Here is a 15684-nt window from a genome sequence, read left to right as displayed (position 1 = left end):
TGCTTCACGCGGCGTCGGAGTCGCCGTCGTCGGTCGCCAGCAGCTGTTCCCAGAGCTGGGGGAACTGCGGCATCGTCTTGGCGGTGGTCGAGATGTCGTCGACCTCGACGCCGGGCACGCGCAGGCCGATCAGGGCACCCGCGGTCGCGATCCGGTGGTCGTGGTGTGCGTGCCACAGACCGCCGTGCAGCGGGCGCGGCGTGATCCGGATGCCGTCGGGCAGTTCCTCGGCCTCGCCGCCGAGGGCGCGGAGATTGCCGATGAGGGCGTCGATGCGGTTCGTCTCGTGCCCGCGGATGTGTCCGATGCCGTGCAGCGTCGTCGGGGCGTCGGCGAACGCCGCGAGGGCGAACAGCGTCGGGGCGAGCTCGCTCGCCGCCGACAGGTCGAGGTCGACGCCGGCGAGCGGGCGCGCGGCGGTGACGGTGAGGGCCCCGCCGCGGCGGCCGGTGCGGGCGCCGAGGAGCGAGAGGATCTCGGGCAGGAGCGCGCCGGGCTGGGTCGAGGTGGGCGGCCAGCCCGGGATCGTGACCGAACCGCCGGTGAGGAGGGCCGCGGCGAGGAACGGCGCCGCGTTGGAGAGATCGGGCTCGATGACCGCGTCGCGCGCGCGCGGCACCCCGGCGGGCACGACCCATTCGTTGGCGTTCGGGCGCTCGACCTGGATGCCGCGCCGCGCGAGGGTCTCGACGGTCATGTCGATGTGCGGCATCGACGGCAGCCGCTCGCCGGAGTGGATGAGGTGCAGTCCCACGGCGAAGCGGGGAGCTGCCAGGAGGAGACCCGAGACGAACTGGCTCGACGCGCTCGCGTCGATCGTCACCTCACCGCCGCGGATGTGGCCGCGGCCGCGCACCGTGAACGGCAGCGCCCAGTGGCCGCCGTCGTCGATGTCGGCGCCGATCTCGCGCAGCGCCTTGATCGTCTCGCCCATCGGGCGGTGCAGGGCACTCGCGTGCGCGGTGATCGTGACGTCGCCGGTCGCGAGTCCCGCGAGCGGCGCGATGAAGCGCATGACGGTGCCGGCCTGTCCGCAGTCGATCGTCACGTCGCCGCGCAGCGCGGCGGGCGGGGTCACGTACAGGTCGGGACCGAACGGTCCCTCGCCGGGCACCTCCTCGATGCCGACGCCGAGTGTGCGCAGCGCCTCGACCATGCGCGCCGAGTCGTCGGAGTGCAGCGGCGAGTTCAGCGTGCTGGGGGCGTCGGCGAGGGCGGCGAGCACCAGCTCGCGGTTGGTGAGCGACTTCGACGAAGGCACCGCGATGGTCGCCTGCACGGGTTCGTCGGCGAGGGGCGCGGCCCACGGCGACGACGAAGCGGGCTGAGTGAGGGAATACCAGGTCGTGGTCATCGGGTTCTACCCTAACGAACCCGCCCGGAACCGGAGAAAGAAGAGGTCACAGTTGACAGCGACCCTCGCACCCGTTATCGCGGACCTGTCAGACGTAGACTGGGCCGCGATGGAAGAGCAGGCGGCCACAGACGCGCAGACGGCCCAGGACCCGCGCACCCAGTTCGAAGACCAGGCGCTGCCGTTCATGGACCAGCTCTACGCGGCCGCGATGCGGATGACGCGGAACCCCGCCGACGCGGCCGACCTCGTGCAGGAGACCTTCGTCAAGGCGTTCGCGTCGTGGGCCTCGTTCACGCAGGGCACGAACCTCAAGGCGTGGCTGTACCGCATCCTCACGAACACCTACATCAACACGTATCGCAAGAAGCAGCGTGAGCCCTACCAGGGCACGATCGACGAGCTCGAGGACTGGCAGCTCGGCGGCGCCGAGTCGACGACGGCGACCAGCTCGCGCTCGGCCGAGGCCGAGGCGATCGACCACATGCCGTCCTCCGTCGTCAAGGATGCGCTGCAGTCGATCCCCGAGGACTTCCGCCTGGCCGTCTACCTCGCCGACGTCGAGGGATTCGCGTACCAGGAGATCGCCGACATCATGAAGACCCCGATCGGCACGGTCATGAGCCGTCTGCACCGTGGCAGACGCATGCTGCGTGACCTATTGGCCGATTATGCGCGGGAGCGCGGCATCGACGTGCCCGTCCCCGCGACCTCGAAGAGCAAGAAATGACCGGGAGCGAGAAATGAGCGACTGCGGCTGCTCCAAGGCGCGCAAAGACCTGGAGGAGTACCTCCGCCACGAAGTCTGCAAGACGCAGCACTCCGACATCACCGAGCACCTCGAGAACTGCCCCGCGTGCCGTGACGAGGCGCTCGTGGCGACGACGCTCACCGCGGTGATCGCGCGGGCGTGCAAGGAGACGGCCCCTGACCAGTTGCGCGACCAGGTGCTCGCGCGCCTGCGCGCCGAGCAGTCCACCCACCACTGACACGGAGCGGGGCATCCACGGATGGATGCCCCGCTCACCTCGTCAGAGGGTCGTGCTCAGACCGTGAGGGCCTGCTCGATGATCGCGGCCTGCTCGCGGGCGTGCACCTTGGGAGACCCGGTGGCCGTCGAGGCCGCCGCTGCGCGCGAGATGCGACGGATCGTCCGCCCGTGCAGGTGCTTGACCACCTCGAGGGCGATGAACGGCCACGCGCCCTGGTTCTCGGGCTCGTCCTGCACCCACACGAGCTCCGCGTTCGGGTAGCTGTCGATGACGGCGTTGAGCTCGTCGATCGGGGCCGGGTAGAGCTGCTCGAGGCGCACGAGCGCGATCTTCGGGTTCGGCTTCTTGTCGAGCTCGGCGACGAGGTCCCAGTGGATCTTGCCCGAGTGCAGCAGCACACGGGTCACGGATGCCTTGTCGACGCCGCGATCGTCGTCGAGCACGGGCTCGAAGCGGCCCGTGGTGAACGCCTCGACCGGGCTCGTCGCGCCGCGCAGGCGCAGCATCGCCTTCGGGGTGAAGACGATCAGCGGCCGGCGGGGGCGCGAGTAGGCCTGACGGCGGAGCAGGTGGAAGTGCGAGGCCGGGGTCGACGGGCGCGCGACGATCATGTTGTCCTGCGCGCACATCTGCAGGTAGCGCTCGATGCGCGCCGACGAGTGGTCGGGCCCCTGGCCCTCGTAGCCGTGCGGCAGCAGCAGCACGACGGACGACTGCTGGCCCCACTTCTGGTCGGCGGCGGAGATGTACTCGTCGACGACCGACTGCGCGCCGTTGGCGAAGTCGCCGAACTGCGCCTCCCACAGGGTCAGCGTGTCGGGGCGCTCGACCGAGTAGCCGTACTCGAACGCCATCGCGGCGTACTCGCTCAGCAGCGAGTCGTACACGTAGAAGCGGCCTTGGTTCTCGCCGAGGTTCGCCAGCGGCAGCCACTCCTGGCCGTTCGCGCGGTCGTGGATGACCGAGTGACGCTGCACGAAGGTTCCGCGGCGCGCGTCCTGCCCGGCGAGGCGCACGTTCGTGCCCTCCATGAGGAGCGAGCCGAAGGCGAGGAGCTCGCCGAAGCCCCAGTCGATCGAGCCGTTGCGGCTCATGTCGAGGCGCTTGTCCAGCAGCTGCTGGATCTTCGGGTGCACCGTGAAGCCGTCGGGCTTGTTGACGAACGCGTCGCCGACCTGCCGCACGACCTCGACGCCGACGCCGGTGGTCTCGGGCTGACCGACGGCCTGCTCGATCGCGCCCGTGCTCGGTGAGACGATGCCGGTGGCCCCGGTCTCGGCGGCGTGGGTCTCGGCGAACGCGATCTCCAGGCGGTTCTGGAAGTCGGCCTTCGCCTTGTCGTATTCCTCTTCGCTGATGTCACCGCGACCGACGAGCGACTCGGTGTACAGGCGGCGCACCGAGCGCTTCGCCTCGATGAGGTTCGTCATGAGCGGCTGCGTCATCGACGGGTCGTCGCCCTCGTTGTGACCGCGGCGGCGGTAGCAGACGAGGTCGATCACGACGTCGCGGGCGAACTCCTGGCGGTAGGCCACCGCGAGCTCGGCGACCCGGACGACGGCCTCGGGGTCGTCGCCGTTGACGTGGAAGATCGGCGCCTGGATCGTCTTGGCGACGTCGGTGGCGTACACCGAGCTGCGGCCGTCCTGGGGGAGCGTGGTGAAGCCCACCTGGTTGTTGACGACGACGTGCACCGTGCCGCCCGTGCGGTAGCCGCGCAGCTGCGACATCTGCAGCGTCTCGACGACGACGCCCTGGCCGGCGAAGGCCGCGTCGCCGTGCACGAGGATCGGCAGCCACGGGAAGGTGCCGATCGGGGAGCGGTCCTGCTTGGCGCGGACGATGCCCTCGAGCACACCGTCGACCGTCTCGAGGTGCGACGGGTTGGCGGCGAGGTAGACGGGCAGCTCCTCCCCGGCATCCGAGACGAACGTCCCCTCGGTGCCGAGGTGGTACTTCACGTCGCCCGAGCCCGACTTCGAGCCGATGGCGACCGATCCCTCGAACTCGCGGAAGATCTGGCTGTAGGTCTTGCCGGCGATGTTGGTGAGCACGTTCAGGCGCCCGCGGTGGGCCATGCCGATCGCGGCGCCGTCGAGGCCCGCGCCCGCCGCGCCCTGCAGGATCTCGTCGAGGAGCGGGATGAGCGACTCGCCGCCTTCGAGCGAGAACCGCTTCTGCCCGACGTACTTGGTCTGCAGGAAGGTCTCGAACGCCTCGGCCTGGTTGAGCTTGTCGAGGATGCGCAGCTGCTCGCCGTGGCTCGGCTTCTGGTACTTGACCTCGACGTTGTCCTGGAACCACTTGCGCTGGGCCGGGTCCTGGATGTGCATGTACTCGACGCCGATCGTGCGGCAGTACGAGTCGCGGAGGACACCGAGGATGTCGCGGAGCTTCATCGTGCGCTTGCCGCCGAACCCGCCGGTGACGAACTCGCGGTCGAGGTCCCAGAAGGTGAGGCCGTGGTTCTCGATCTCGAGGTCGGGGTGGGTGCGCTGCACGTACTCGAGCGGGTCGATGTCGGCCATCAGGTGACCGCGCACGCGGAACGAGTTGATGAGCTCGACGACGCGGGACTGCTTGTCGACGCGCTCGGCGAGGTCGACGTTGATGTCGTTCGACCAGTGGATCGGCGCGTACGGAATGCGCAGCGCCGCGAAGATGCCCTCGTAGAAGCCGCGCTGGCCGATGAGCAGCTCGTGCACGATCTTCAGGAACTCGCCCGAGCCGGCACCCTGGATGACCCGGTGGTCGTAGGTGCTCGTGAGGGTGATCGTCTTGCCGATGCCGAGCTCGACGAGGGTCTTCTCGCTGGAGCCCTGGAACTCGGCGGGGTACTCGAGGGCGCCGGCGCCGACGATGCAGCCCTGGCCCTTCATGAGGCGCGGCACCGAGTGCACCGTGCCGATGCCGCCCGGATTGGTCAGCGACACCGTCGTGCCCTGGAAGTCGGCGGCGGTGAGCTTGTTGGCGCGGGCGCGCTTGACGAGGTCCTCGTACGAGGCGAGGTATTCGTTGAACGTCAGCGACTCGGCCTGCTTGATGCTCGGCACCATGAGCGCGCGGGTGCCGTCGGGCTTGGGCAGGTCGATCGCGATGCCGAGGTTGACGTGCGCCGGCGCGACCACCGACGGCTTGCCGTCGATCTCGGCGTACGACACGTTCTGGCTCGGGAAGGCCTTGAGGGCCTGGATCAGCGCCCAGCCGATCAGGTGCGTGAAGCTCACCTTGCCGCCGCGGGTGCGCGACATGTGGTTGTTGATCACGATGCGGTTGTCGATCATGAGCTTGGCCGGCACGGTGCGCACGCTCGTCGCGGTCGGCACGGTCAGCGACTCGTCCATGTTCGCCGCGAGGGTCTTGGGCAGGCCGCGCAGCGGCGTGACGACGTCATCGCGGGCCTCCGCGGTCGTGCCCGGCTCCGCCTTCGGCGCCTGCGCGGGAACGGGCTGGGGCGCCGCGGGGCGGGTCGTCGTCTTCGCGACCGGCTGCGCGCCGACGACGGGGATGGGCGCGGTCAGCGGACGCGCGTCGGCGGTGGGGGTGGATGCCGCGGGCTTCGCCTGCGACGGCTCGGCGGGCTTCGCCGGCGCGGCGGTCGCCGTGTTCGCCGGCGCGGGCTTCGCCTCTGCCGGGGCGGCGGCCGAGGCATCCTGCTGCGTCTTCTCGTACGCTTCGAGCACCGGCCACCACGACCGGTCGACCGAGTCACGGTCCTTCGCGAACTGGTCGTACATCTCGGCGACGAGCCACTCGTTGGCTCCGAAGTCGCCGTCTGTCGAAGTACCCACGCCGGTCGCCTGACTGGACACGGTTTGCGCCTGCTTTCGTCGATGAAGTTCGTACGGTGCCGGGCCCGGACGGGCGCTCACGCACACATCCATCAAGGGTATCCCAGGTTTGTCGGCGGGTACCGTGGGTACATGCACTTGTCCGGCTCCCCACCGACCGTCGACCTGACCTACTCCGACGTCTTCCTCGTGCCGCGGCGCTCGGGCGTCACGAGCCGGCTCGACGTCGACCTGTCGCCGGGCGACGGCACGAGCGCCACGATCCCGCTCGTCGCCTCGAACATGAACTCCGTCACCGGGCCGCGCCTCGCGGCCGCCCTCGCCCGTCGCGGCGGCCTCGGCGTTCTGCCGCAGGACATGCCGCTGCAGGACATCGACGCGGCCATCCGCTGGGTGAAGGACCAGCCCGTGCGGTGGGACAGCCCCGTCGTGCTGCCCGCGTCGGCGACGGTCGCGGAGGCGGCGGCGCTCCTTCCCGCCACCGCGGGGCACGGCATCGTCGTGGTGAACGAGCCCGCCGAGCGCGTGCACGTCGACGACATCATCGGCGTCGTCGCGGCGACGCGGCTCGGCACGGCGCTCCCCGACGCGCGGCTCGGCGACCTCGCCCGCGGGCGCACCCCTTCGATCGACGCCGACGACGTGACCGACGCCCGGCACGCGTTCGACCTCATCGTCGCCGCCGAGGCCGAGACCGTCTGCGTGCTCCACCACGGCCACCTCGTCGGCACGCTCTCGCAGCGGACGGCGCTCCGCTCGACGCTCTACCGGCCCGCCGTCGACGGCGACGGGCGGCTCATCGTCGCCGTGGCCGTCGGCATCAACGGCGACGTCGCCGCGAAGGCGAAGTCCCTCGCCGCCGCCGGTGTCGACGTGCTCGTCATCGACACCGCGCACGGTCACCAGGAGGGGATGCTGCGGGCGCTCGAGACCGTGGCGGGCCTCGGGCTCGGCATCCCGATCGCGGCGGGCAACATCGTCACCGCCGAGGGTGCGCACGACCTCGTGAACGCGGGGGCGTCGATCCTCAAGGTCGGGGTCGGCCCGGGCGCGATGTGCACGACCCGCATGATGACCGCCGTCGGCCGCCCCCAGTTCTCCGCGGTGCTCGAGACCGCGCAGGCGGCGACCGAGCTCGGCGCGCACGTCTGGGCCGACGGGGGAGTGCGCTACCCGCGCGACGTGGCGCTCGCGCTCGCCGCCGGCGCCGCCTCGGTGATGATCGGCTCGTGGTTCGCGGCCACGATCGAGGCGCCCGGGCAGCTGCAGGTGGACGAGGCGGGCCGCGTCTACAAGGAGTCGTGGGGCATGGCATCCACGAAGGCCGTGCACGGACGCTTCGGCCGGCTGGACGCCTACGACCGCGCCCGCAAGGAGCTGTTCGCCGAGGGCATCTCGTCGTCGAAGATCTACCTCGACCCGCTTCGGCCCTCGGTCGAGGACCTCATCGACATGATCACGTCGGGGGTTCGCTCCTCGTTCACGTACGCCGGGGCATCCACCGTGCCCGAGTTCCACGATCGCGCGACGGTGGGGCTGCAGTCCGCCGCGGGCTACGAGGAGGGCAAGGCGCTGCCCGTCAGCTGGTGACGCGGGGCGGGGCCTGGCCGCCGCGCGGGCTTCGGCATTCGCGGCCGGGCTTCCGCTACAGAAATCGGCATCCGCGCCAGGAGAATCCTGTGGCACCTGCAGGTTGCTGTCGCGCCGGCGGCGGCGCGCGGGGGCGTGGGTCACGGTCGGGGCAGGATGCTGCGCAGGCCGTCGCCGGTGAGGATGTCGTAGACCCGTCGTGGATGCTCGGCATCCAGCGCGTCGAGGCGTGAGAACCCCCGCACGATCCGTCGGATCTCGTTCTCCCGGGCCTTCTCGTCGAGCACGATCTGGGCGGCGTCGCGGCCGCCGGTGTACTCGGGGCTGAGGTACTTGCCCCGGCCGTCGATCTCTACCCAGTGATCCGCGTCGGGAAAGTACAGGTCGCCGAAGGCGACGCGGCCGCTCGGCAGCACGCGCCGCTCCTGCACCGTCGGCAGGCCGAATCCGAGCTCCACGACGAGCACGCGCATCTGCGACTCGCGCACGTTCGCCGCGCCCGTCGAGGCGAAGGCGAGAACCCGGGATGCCCGTGCGTCGCCGCGCGGGGAGGGATGCGCGGCGCGGAGATGCTCGATCTCGGCGAGATCCGTGAGCGCGCCGCCGGGCCGCTCGGTCCAGATCGCCTGATCGAGGGCCGCGACGCCGCGCACGAACGGCAGCGCGCGGGCGAGGTCGAGGGCGGTCTGCGCGGGAGTCGTCACCCGGTGGCGGCCGAACGGGGCGGTCGCGACGTCGTCCACGCCGAGCGGGTAGCGGCGGATCCGCCCGGTCGAGCGTCCGCCGCTCGCGCGCGGCACCCGGACATCCACCCGTTCCGGCCACCTCCCGAGCGTGTCGATGCCCCACGCCGCAGCCGCGGCATGGTGCGAGACGAGCGCGGGAGTCTCGAGGCGATGCGTCACCTCGAGGACACGGACGCGATGCTGCTCGTGCGGACGCAGCGCGCGCCACGCCTCGGCGCGCGCGTAGACACCGGGAATGATCCGCACCCACGCGCCCGCCGCGACGGCCGCGCGCACCCGTCGGTCATCGATCGGGTCGAACCGGCCGCGGCGGCGGAACACCTCGATCGGACTGGAGGTCAGGGGTTCGTGCGTCAGGGTGTCCACGCCGCCAGCATGGCGCCCACGCCGCCCCGGCGGCCGCCGCGGGCAGCGATCTGTGGGATCTCGGCGAGAATCCGTCGCTGGGGAGGAGGCGGCGCGGAGCGGCGGTGCGATGCCTGACGCTACAGAAACCGGCATCCGCGTCAGGAAATGTGTGTGGCGGATGCTGATTCCTGTAGCGCGAGCGGGGAATGGATGCCAGGAGCTGTCGCGGATGCCGCAACCTGTCGCGGATGCCGCAACCTGTCGCGGATGCCGCAACCTGTCGCGGATGCCGGGATCATCCCACCCCGCGCCGGGGCGGGGCGTCGTGCCGTAGAATCGTTCGCACAATGGACGACCCTCCTAGTTGCAGACGATCGCCCCACCGACCCTCCCCGACCACGATCGGGGGTGATGCGTGATGGATTACGTCATGCTGGGCGTGGGGCTGCTGCTCACCATCGGGACCGGTCTGTTCGTCGCGAGCGAGTTCGCGCTCGTCAACCTCGACCGCGCGGACCTCGAAGCCCGCCGCGCTGCGGGCGAGTCCCGGCTGTCGCTGACGATCGACGCCCTGAAGATCACGTCGACGCACCTGTCCAGCGCGCAGCTCGGCATCACCCTGACGACGCTCCTCACCGGTTACACGATGGAGCCCGCGCTGACCAACCTGCTGAGCCCCGTGCTGAAGGCGTGGGGCGTGCCGGATGCCGCGGTGCGCCCCATCGCGACGGTTGTCGCCATTGCCATCGCGACGACGTTCTCGATGATCATCGGCGAACTCGTGCCGAAGAACTTCGCCCTGGCCATCCCGCGCCAGACGGCGAAGCTCGTCATGCCGTTCCAGGTCGCCTTCACGACGGTCTTCCGCCCCGCGATCGCGTTGCTCAACGGCAGCGCCAACGCGATCCTCCGCCGCATGGGCATCGAACCCAAGGAGGAGCTCTCGGGGGCTCGCACCGCCGAAGAGCTGTCGAGTCTCGTGCGCCGCTCGGCGAGCGCGGGCGTGCTCGAACAGGACACCGCCTCCCTCCTCGACCGCACCCTCACCTTCGCGCGGCTGACCGCGGCCGACGTCATGACGCCGCGCCCCTTGATCCATGCGGTCGCCGCGGGCGACAGCGTGGAAGATGTCATCCAGCTCGCCCGCCGCACCGGACACAGCCGCTTTCCCGTCTACGACGACTCGATGGACGACATCATCGGCATCGCGCACCTCAAGCAGGCGGTCAGCGTTCCCCGCGACCGCCGCGGCGAGGTGCCCGCCGCCGCGATTGCCGAAGAGCCGCTGCGGGTGCCCGAGGCGGTGCACCTCGACGCCGTGATGACGGAGCTGCGGTCCAAGGGGTACCAGATGGCGATCGTCGTCGACGAGTACGGCGGCACCGCCGGCGTCGTCACCCTCGAAGACCTCGTCGAAGAGATCGTCGGCGAGGTGCTCGACGAGCACGACCGCAGTCGCGCGGGCGTCGTACGCACCGCCGACGCGACCGTCTTTCCCGCCGAGCTGCGACCCGACGAGGTGCTCGACCGCACCGGCATCCGTGTTCCCGAGGGGGACGTGTACGACACCGTCGGCGGGTTCGTCATGTCGAGTCTCGAGCGGATCCCCGAGGTCGGCGACACCGTCGAGCTCGAAGACGGCACGCTCGAGGTCGCCCGGATGGACGGACGGAGGGTGGACCGGGTGCGGTTCACGCCGCATCCCGTTCCGGAGGTTGCCGAGATCGAAGGGGGTGAGCGTCGATGAACGACTGGGCCGGAATCGCATGGCTGGTCGTGCTGCTCGCCTTCAACGCCTTCTTCGTCGCGTCGGAGTTCGCCGTGATCTCCGCGCGCCGCTCGCAGATCGAGCCGCTCGCGGAGCGCGGGTCGAAGACCGCGAAGACGGCGCTGTACGCCATGGAGCACGCGACGCTCATGCTCGCCACCTCGCAGCTCGGCATCACGATCTGCTCGCTGCTGATCCTGAACGTCGCCGAGCCGGCGATCCACCACCTGCTCGAGGGGCCGCTGAGTCTCACCGGGTGGAGCGAGGCCGTCATCGGCGGCGTCGCGTTCGCCACCGCTCTCATCGTCGTGTCGTACCTGCACGTCGTGTTCGGCGAGATGGTGCCGAAGAACCTCGCGTTCTCGGTGCCCGACCGCGCGGTGCTGCTGCTGGCGACCCCGCTCGTGTGGTTCTCGAAGCTCTTCTACCCGATCATCGCGGCGCTCAACTGGATCGCGAACCACGTCGTGCGCCTGTTCCGGGTTGAGCCGAAGAACGAGGCGGCATCCACCTTCACGCTCGACGAGGTCGCGACGATCGTCGCGCAGTCGCGCATGGAGGGGGTGCTCGACGACGCGTCGGGCGCCGTCACCGCGGCGGTGGAGTTCACCGACAAGAAGGCGAGCGACGTCGCGGTGCCCCTGTCGCAGCTCGTGACCCTCCCCGAGGTGACGACGCCCGACGAGATCGAGCGCGCCGTCGCGAAGCACGGGTTCTCGCGCTATGTGATCGTGGATGCCGCGGGGGCGCCGATCGGCTACGTGCACCTGAAGGACGTGCTGCGCGCCGCCGAGGGCACGGATGCCTCGAACAACGTCGACGCGCCGATCAGGCCCAAGCGCATCCACCACATGGTGCCGGTCGCCGAGACCACCGATCTGGAAGACGCGCTGGCGCTCATGCGGCGCTCGGGCCGTCACCTGGCGGAGGTGCGGAATGCCTCGGGCGAGGTGACGGGGGTGCTGTTCCTCGAGGACATCATCGAAGAGCTCGTCGGCGAGGTGCACGACGCGACCCGTCGCGGACACTGACCCGCGACGGGGTCCTCAGCCGCTCAGCCTGCGGCGAGGATGGCATGACAGCGCTCGAGCCGGTCGAGCCACCAGTCCCGTCGCTCGGCGGATGCCGCGTGCTGCGCGAGCAGTCCGGCATCCGCCTCGACGCGCCCGACCGGCAGCGACCCGCCGGCGGGCTGAAGCGGGGCGGCGACGACGTCGGCGGCGAGCAGCGACGCCGTGCCGAGCCCGCAGTCGTAGGGCAGGTCGGGGAGGGCCGCGGCGAGGGCGAGCCCCATCGACAGCCCGATCGAGGTATCGAGGGCGCTCGAGACGACCGCGGGAAGGCCCGCCGCGCCGACGATCTCCAGGGCGCGGGTGACCCCGCCGAGGGGCTGCGCCTTAACGACGACGAGGTCGGCGGCGCCGACGCGGGCGACGGCGAGCGGGTCGGCGGCCTTCCGCACGCTCTCGTCCGCGGCGATCGGGATGCCCCAGTCGGCGAGGCGCTCCCGGAGCTCGGCGAGCTCGGCGACCTCGGCGCACGGCTGCTCGAGGTACTCGAGGTCGAACTCGGCGAGGGCGTGCACGGCGCGTTCGGCCTCGTCGACATTCCAGCCGCCGTTCGCGTCGAGCCGGACACGGCCCTCGGAGCCCATCGCGGCGCGCACCGCGCGCACGCGGGCGACGTCGTCGGCGAGGGTCTGCCCGCGCTCGGCGACCTTGACCTTCGCCGTACGGCAGCCGTCGAACCGCGCGAGCACCGCGGACACCTCCGCCGCCGTGACGGCGGGCACCGTGGCGTTCACCGGCACACGGTCGCGGAGGGCCGCCGGCTGGGTGCGCCAGCCGAAGTCGATCGCGGCGGCGAGCCAGACGGATGCCTCGTCGTCGCCGTACTCGAGGAAGGGCGAGAACTCGGTCCACCCCTCGGGGCCGCGCAGGAGCAGCGCCTCGCGGTGGTTGACGCCGCGGACCCGGGTGACGAGGGGGAGGGAGACGACGCGCGCCGCGGCGCGCAGGTCGGCGAGGTCGGGCAGGTCCATGGCATCCATCCTGCCGTGCCGGCCCGTTGCCGCGGGGCCTCGGGGCCCGGGCGTCAGCGCGCGTCGTACGCGGTGCGCGCCCGTTCGATCTCGTCGTGGTGCGCGACGGCCCAGTCGGCGATTGCGCGCGCGGGCACGAACAGCGTCTCGCCGAGCTCGGTCAGCTCGTACTCGACGCGCGGGGGCACCTCGGGGAACACCGTGCGGGTCACGATGCCGTCGCGCTCGAGCTGGCGCACGGTGAGGGTGAGCATGCGCTGCGAGATGCCGGGGATGTGGCCCTGCAGCTCACCGAAGCGCAGGCGCCCCTCGTGCAGCGTCGCGATCACCAGCAGCGACCACTTGTCGCCGATCCGGGCGAGGATGTCGCCGATCGCGCGCCCGTCGTTGCCGTGCGCGCGACAGCTGCCCTCGTAGCCGCTGCGCGGCTCGACGAGCTCGATGGTTCCCGCGGGCGTCGCCGTCAGGCGACCTGCTGCCCGCACATGCCGCAGACGCCCGTCGGCGGCACCTGCACGAAGCAGTCGGGGCAGAGCACCACGGCGCGCTCGGGGATCGACGGCGCGGCGGGCTTGCGCGGGCCGGACGACGCGGCGCGGCGCGCGCGCTCGGGCGCGGAGACCGGGGGAGCGAGCTTCGGCGTCGGCTTGTGCTCGGCGCAGTAGTACCGCGCGTAGCCGGCGGGGTTGGTCGGATGCCGGTGCTTCACGACCCACAGGGCTTCGCGCGGCCACGGCTCACTGTCCACGCCGCACCCCGCGCAGCGCGTCGGGTCGCCGGGCACCGCCTCGGCGGCCGCGACGGGCAGCTCGAAGGGGAGGGCGTCGCGCCAGTCCGAGGAGTTCCTGATCTGCACGATGAGCCTTCCCGGCGGCATCCGTTCGGGAGTGGATCTCGCCGTGTCTCATTCTCCCACGGCGTCGGAGCCCGCGGCGTCGGAGGCCGAGTCATCGCCGCGCGCACGGACGACGCAGAAGCGATTGCCCTCGGGGTCTTCCATGATCACGTAGTCGGCGTCGGGCGGCCGCTTGCTCCAGTGCACGCGTCGGGCGCCGAGCGTCTCGAGTCGGGCCACCTCGGCGGCTTGGGCGGAGGTGTACAGGTCGAGGTGGATGCGCGGCGGCAGCATGCGCGGCGAGGCCACCACGTCGAGCGAGAGGCCGACGCCCGCGCCCGTCCGCGGTCCGAGCAGGGCGAAGTCGTCCGCGATCAGCTGGCGTGGCACGTAGTCGAGCGCCGCCGTCCAGAACGCGAGCTGCGCGTCGAGGTCGGTGACCCGGATGACGATCGACCCGACGGTGAGGCTCATCGCACCTCCGTGAAATGCTCGACCACCGGGAACGGCTCGTAGAAGCGGTGCAGCAGGTGCCGCCACCGGTCGTAGGCCGCCGATCCGCGGAAGCCCTCGGTGTGCGCCGCGACGCTGTCCCACTCGACGAGCAGCAGGTACTCGTTCGGCGTCTCGATGCTGCGGCGGAGCGTCACGCCCCGGCAGCCGCCCGCCGCCTCGATGAGCGGCCGCGCCTGCGCGAATGCCGCCTCGAAATCGGCCTCGAGGCCGGGGCGGACGGGAAGCAGGGCGTGCTCGAGGATCATGCGGATGCCTCTCGCGGCGGCATCTCGCACCGGTAGCGGCGGCGGCCCGGCCAGCGGGCGTCGCGCGGGGCGCCGGTCACCGTGAAGCCGAGCGTGCGGTAGAAGTCGACGGCATCATCGTCGGTCTCGGCGCGGAGCGGCAGCGACGGGTCGGCGGCGCGGACGGCGTCGATGAGACGCGAGCCGAGCCCGGCGCCGCGGGCGGTCTCGGACACCGCGAGGTAGAGCAGCTCGAGGTGGTCGCGGTGACGCGCGAACGCCGCGAATCCCACGACGTCGCCCGCGTCGTCGGCGGAGCCGATGACCTCGAGATGCGGGAGCTCGACGTCGCGGATGTGCATCAGGGCGTCCGCATCGACGCTCGCCGCCTCCCACAGCAGCGGTCCGAACGCGGGCGACACGATCTCGGCGCGGGTCAGCGGGCGGATCGGCGTGTCCATGCGTCGACTGTACTCAGGGTGTGCGACAGAGCCCCCGGCACGGCCCGGACACCGCCCCGACATGACCGCGCGCGTAGGCTGGGCGGGTGACCGCGCCCTTCGTCTCCGACCTGTTCGACCCGGCCGAGTGGGTGCCCGCTCCGGGGTCGGTGACCGACGGGGCATCCGTCTACACCGACATCACGGCCCACGTGTCGACCGACGGCCGCATCGCCCGCATCGCGTTCGACCGCCCCGAGGTGCGCAACGCCTTCCGCCCGCACACCGTCGACGAGCTGTACCGCGCGCTCGACATCGCCCGGCAGGACCCGAAGATCGGCGTCGTGCTCCTCACCGGCAACGGCCCGAGCCCGAAGGACGGCGGCTGGGCGTTCTGCTCCGGCGGCGATCAGCGCATCCGCGGCCGCGACGGCTACACCTACGCCGCCGACGACGCGACGGCGCCCGACGCCGCCCGCGCCGGGCGCCTGCACATTCTCGAGGTGCAGCGGCTCATCCGGTTCATGCCGAAGGTCGTGATCGCGGTGATCCCGGGCTGGGCGGCCGGCGGCGGGCACTCGCTGCACATCGTGTGCGACCTCTCCGTGGCCTCCGCCGAGCACGGCCGCTTCAAGCAGACCGACGCCGACGTCGGCTCGTTCGACGCCGGGTACGGCTCGGCGTACATGGCGCGCCAGGTCGGCCAGAAGGTCGCGCGCGAGGTGTTCTTCCTCGCCGAGGAGTACTCCGCCCAGCGCGCCTACGAGATGGGGGCCGTCAACCGCGTCGTGCCGCACGCCGAGCTCGAGCGCGAGGCGCTCGCGATGGCGCGGACGATCCTCGGCAAGTCGCCGACCGCGATCCGGATGCTGAAGTTCGCGTTCAACGCCATCGACGACGGCATGGTCGGTCAGCAGGTGTTCGCCGGCGAGGCGACCCGTCTCGCGTATGGCACCGACGAGGCCGTCGAAGGGCGCGACGCGTTCCTCGAGAAGCGCGATCCCGACTGGTCGCCCTACCCGTACCACTACTGAGGCCG

The 15684-nt window shown here is 71.4% G+C and carries 15 protein-coding genes; 6 read left to right on the top strand and 9 right to left on the bottom strand.

Annotated elements, in window-relative coordinates; all coding sequences use genetic code 11:
• Positions 1 to 4: 4 nt before the first annotated feature.
• Positions 5 to 1354: a 3-phosphoshikimate 1-carboxyvinyltransferase gene (aroA, locus tag LOK55_RS01450; RefSeq protein WP_229933932.1), complete on the bottom strand. Its 1350-nt coding sequence runs from the start codon at positions 1352 to 1354 to the stop codon at positions 5 to 7.
• 109 nt (positions 1355 to 1463) lie between these two features.
• Between aroA and LOK55_RS01445 the strand changes: the two genes are divergently transcribed.
• Together LOK55_RS01445 and LOK55_RS01440 are read left to right on the top strand one after the other, a co-directional pair.
• On the top strand, positions 1464 to 2084 hold the full coding sequence (locus LOK55_RS01445; RefSeq protein ID WP_229933931.1) for a sigma-70 family RNA polymerase sigma factor: 621 nt from the start codon (positions 1464 to 1466) through the stop codon (positions 2082 to 2084).
• 13 nt (positions 2085 to 2097) lie between these two features.
• Positions 2098 to 2343, top strand: coding sequence for a zf-HC2 domain-containing protein (locus LOK55_RS01440; protein ID WP_141379926.1), 246 nt, complete (start codon positions 2098 to 2100; stop codon positions 2341 to 2343).
• Positions 2344 to 2399: 56 nt separating this feature from the next.
• Here the strand turns inward: LOK55_RS01440 and LOK55_RS01435 are convergent, their stop codons facing one another.
• On the bottom strand, positions 2400 to 6158 hold the full coding sequence (locus tag LOK55_RS01435; protein ID WP_229933930.1) for a multifunctional oxoglutarate decarboxylase/oxoglutarate dehydrogenase thiamine pyrophosphate-binding subunit/dihydrolipoyllysine-residue succinyltransferase subunit: 3759 nt from the start codon (positions 6156 to 6158) through the stop codon (positions 2400 to 2402).
• A 111-nt stretch (positions 6159 to 6269) separates the two neighbouring features.
• On the opposite strand from LOK55_RS01435, the gene LOK55_RS01430 reads away from it, so the two are divergent.
• On the top strand, positions 6270 to 7727 hold the full coding sequence (locus tag LOK55_RS01430) for a GuaB1 family IMP dehydrogenase-related protein (RefSeq protein WP_229933929.1): 1458 nt from the start codon (positions 6270 to 6272) through the stop codon (positions 7725 to 7727).
• A gap of 140 nt (positions 7728 to 7867) precedes the next feature.
• Here LOK55_RS01430 and LOK55_RS01425 read toward each other — a convergent pair whose 3' ends face one another.
• On the bottom strand, positions 7868 to 8839 hold the full coding sequence (locus LOK55_RS01425) for a hypothetical protein (protein ID WP_229933928.1): 972 nt from the start codon (positions 8837 to 8839) through the stop codon (positions 7868 to 7870).
• A 400-nt stretch (positions 8840 to 9239) separates the two neighbouring features.
• Here LOK55_RS01425 and LOK55_RS01420 point away from each other — a divergent pair, with 400 nt between their 5' ends.
• Positions 9240 to 10568, top strand: a complete 1329-nt coding sequence (locus LOK55_RS01420; protein ID WP_229934040.1) for a hemolysin family protein — start codon at positions 9240 to 9242, stop codon at positions 10566 to 10568.
• Complete coding sequence (locus LOK55_RS01415; RefSeq protein WP_229933927.1) at positions 10565 to 11620, top strand: hemolysin family protein; 1056 nt, start codon at positions 10565 to 10567, stop codon at positions 11618 to 11620. The genes LOK55_RS01420 and LOK55_RS01415 overlap by 4 nt, the downstream gene beginning before the upstream one ends.
• 23 nt (positions 11621 to 11643) lie before the next feature.
• Here LOK55_RS01415 and LOK55_RS01410 read toward each other — a convergent pair whose 3' ends face one another.
• The 6 genes from LOK55_RS01410 to LOK55_RS01385 are packed head-to-tail and all read right to left on the bottom strand — an operon-like array spanning position 11644 to position 14666.
• On the bottom strand, positions 11644 to 12630 hold the full coding sequence (locus LOK55_RS01410; RefSeq protein WP_229933926.1) for an o-succinylbenzoate synthase: 987 nt from the start codon (positions 12628 to 12630) through the stop codon (positions 11644 to 11646).
• 53 nt (positions 12631 to 12683) lie between these two features.
• Positions 12684 to 13115, bottom strand: a complete 432-nt coding sequence (locus LOK55_RS01405) for a helix-turn-helix domain-containing protein (RefSeq protein WP_308066622.1) — start codon at positions 13113 to 13115, stop codon at positions 12684 to 12686.
• Positions 13094 to 13486, bottom strand: a complete 393-nt coding sequence (locus LOK55_RS01400; protein ID WP_229933925.1) for a glucose-6-phosphate dehydrogenase — start codon at positions 13484 to 13486, stop codon at positions 13094 to 13096. The genes LOK55_RS01405 and LOK55_RS01400 overlap by 22 nt, the downstream gene beginning before the upstream one ends.
• Before the next feature lie 48 nt (positions 13487 to 13534).
• Positions 13535 to 13939: a VOC family protein gene (locus LOK55_RS01395; RefSeq protein WP_196324837.1), complete on the bottom strand. Its 405-nt coding sequence runs from the start codon at positions 13937 to 13939 to the stop codon at positions 13535 to 13537.
• Complete coding sequence (locus tag LOK55_RS01390; protein ID WP_229933924.1) at positions 13936 to 14226, bottom strand: antibiotic biosynthesis monooxygenase; 291 nt, start codon at positions 14224 to 14226, stop codon at positions 13936 to 13938. The genes LOK55_RS01395 and LOK55_RS01390 overlap by 4 nt, the downstream gene beginning before the upstream one ends.
• Complete coding sequence (locus LOK55_RS01385) at positions 14223 to 14666, bottom strand: GNAT family N-acetyltransferase (RefSeq protein ID WP_229933923.1); 444 nt, start codon at positions 14664 to 14666, stop codon at positions 14223 to 14225. Before LOK55_RS01385 ends, LOK55_RS01390 begins: the two co-directional genes overlap by 4 nt.
• A gap of 86 nt (positions 14667 to 14752) precedes the next feature.
• Here LOK55_RS01385 and LOK55_RS01380 point away from each other — a divergent pair, with 86 nt between their 5' ends.
• Positions 14753 to 15679 (top strand): 1,4-dihydroxy-2-naphthoyl-CoA synthase, encoded by a 927-nt coding sequence (locus LOK55_RS01380; RefSeq protein ID WP_229933922.1) that lies wholly within the window; start codon positions 14753 to 14755, stop codon positions 15677 to 15679.
• The last annotated feature ends 5 nt before the right edge of the window (positions 15680 to 15684 follow it).

The organism is Microbacterium sp. F2E (assembly GCF_020905435.1).
GTDB lineage: Bacteria > Actinomycetota > Actinomycetes > Actinomycetales > Microbacteriaceae > Microbacterium > Microbacterium lacticum.
Note: the sequence above shows the minus strand (reverse complement) of the source record. Positions and strands in the feature narration are given on the sequence as shown.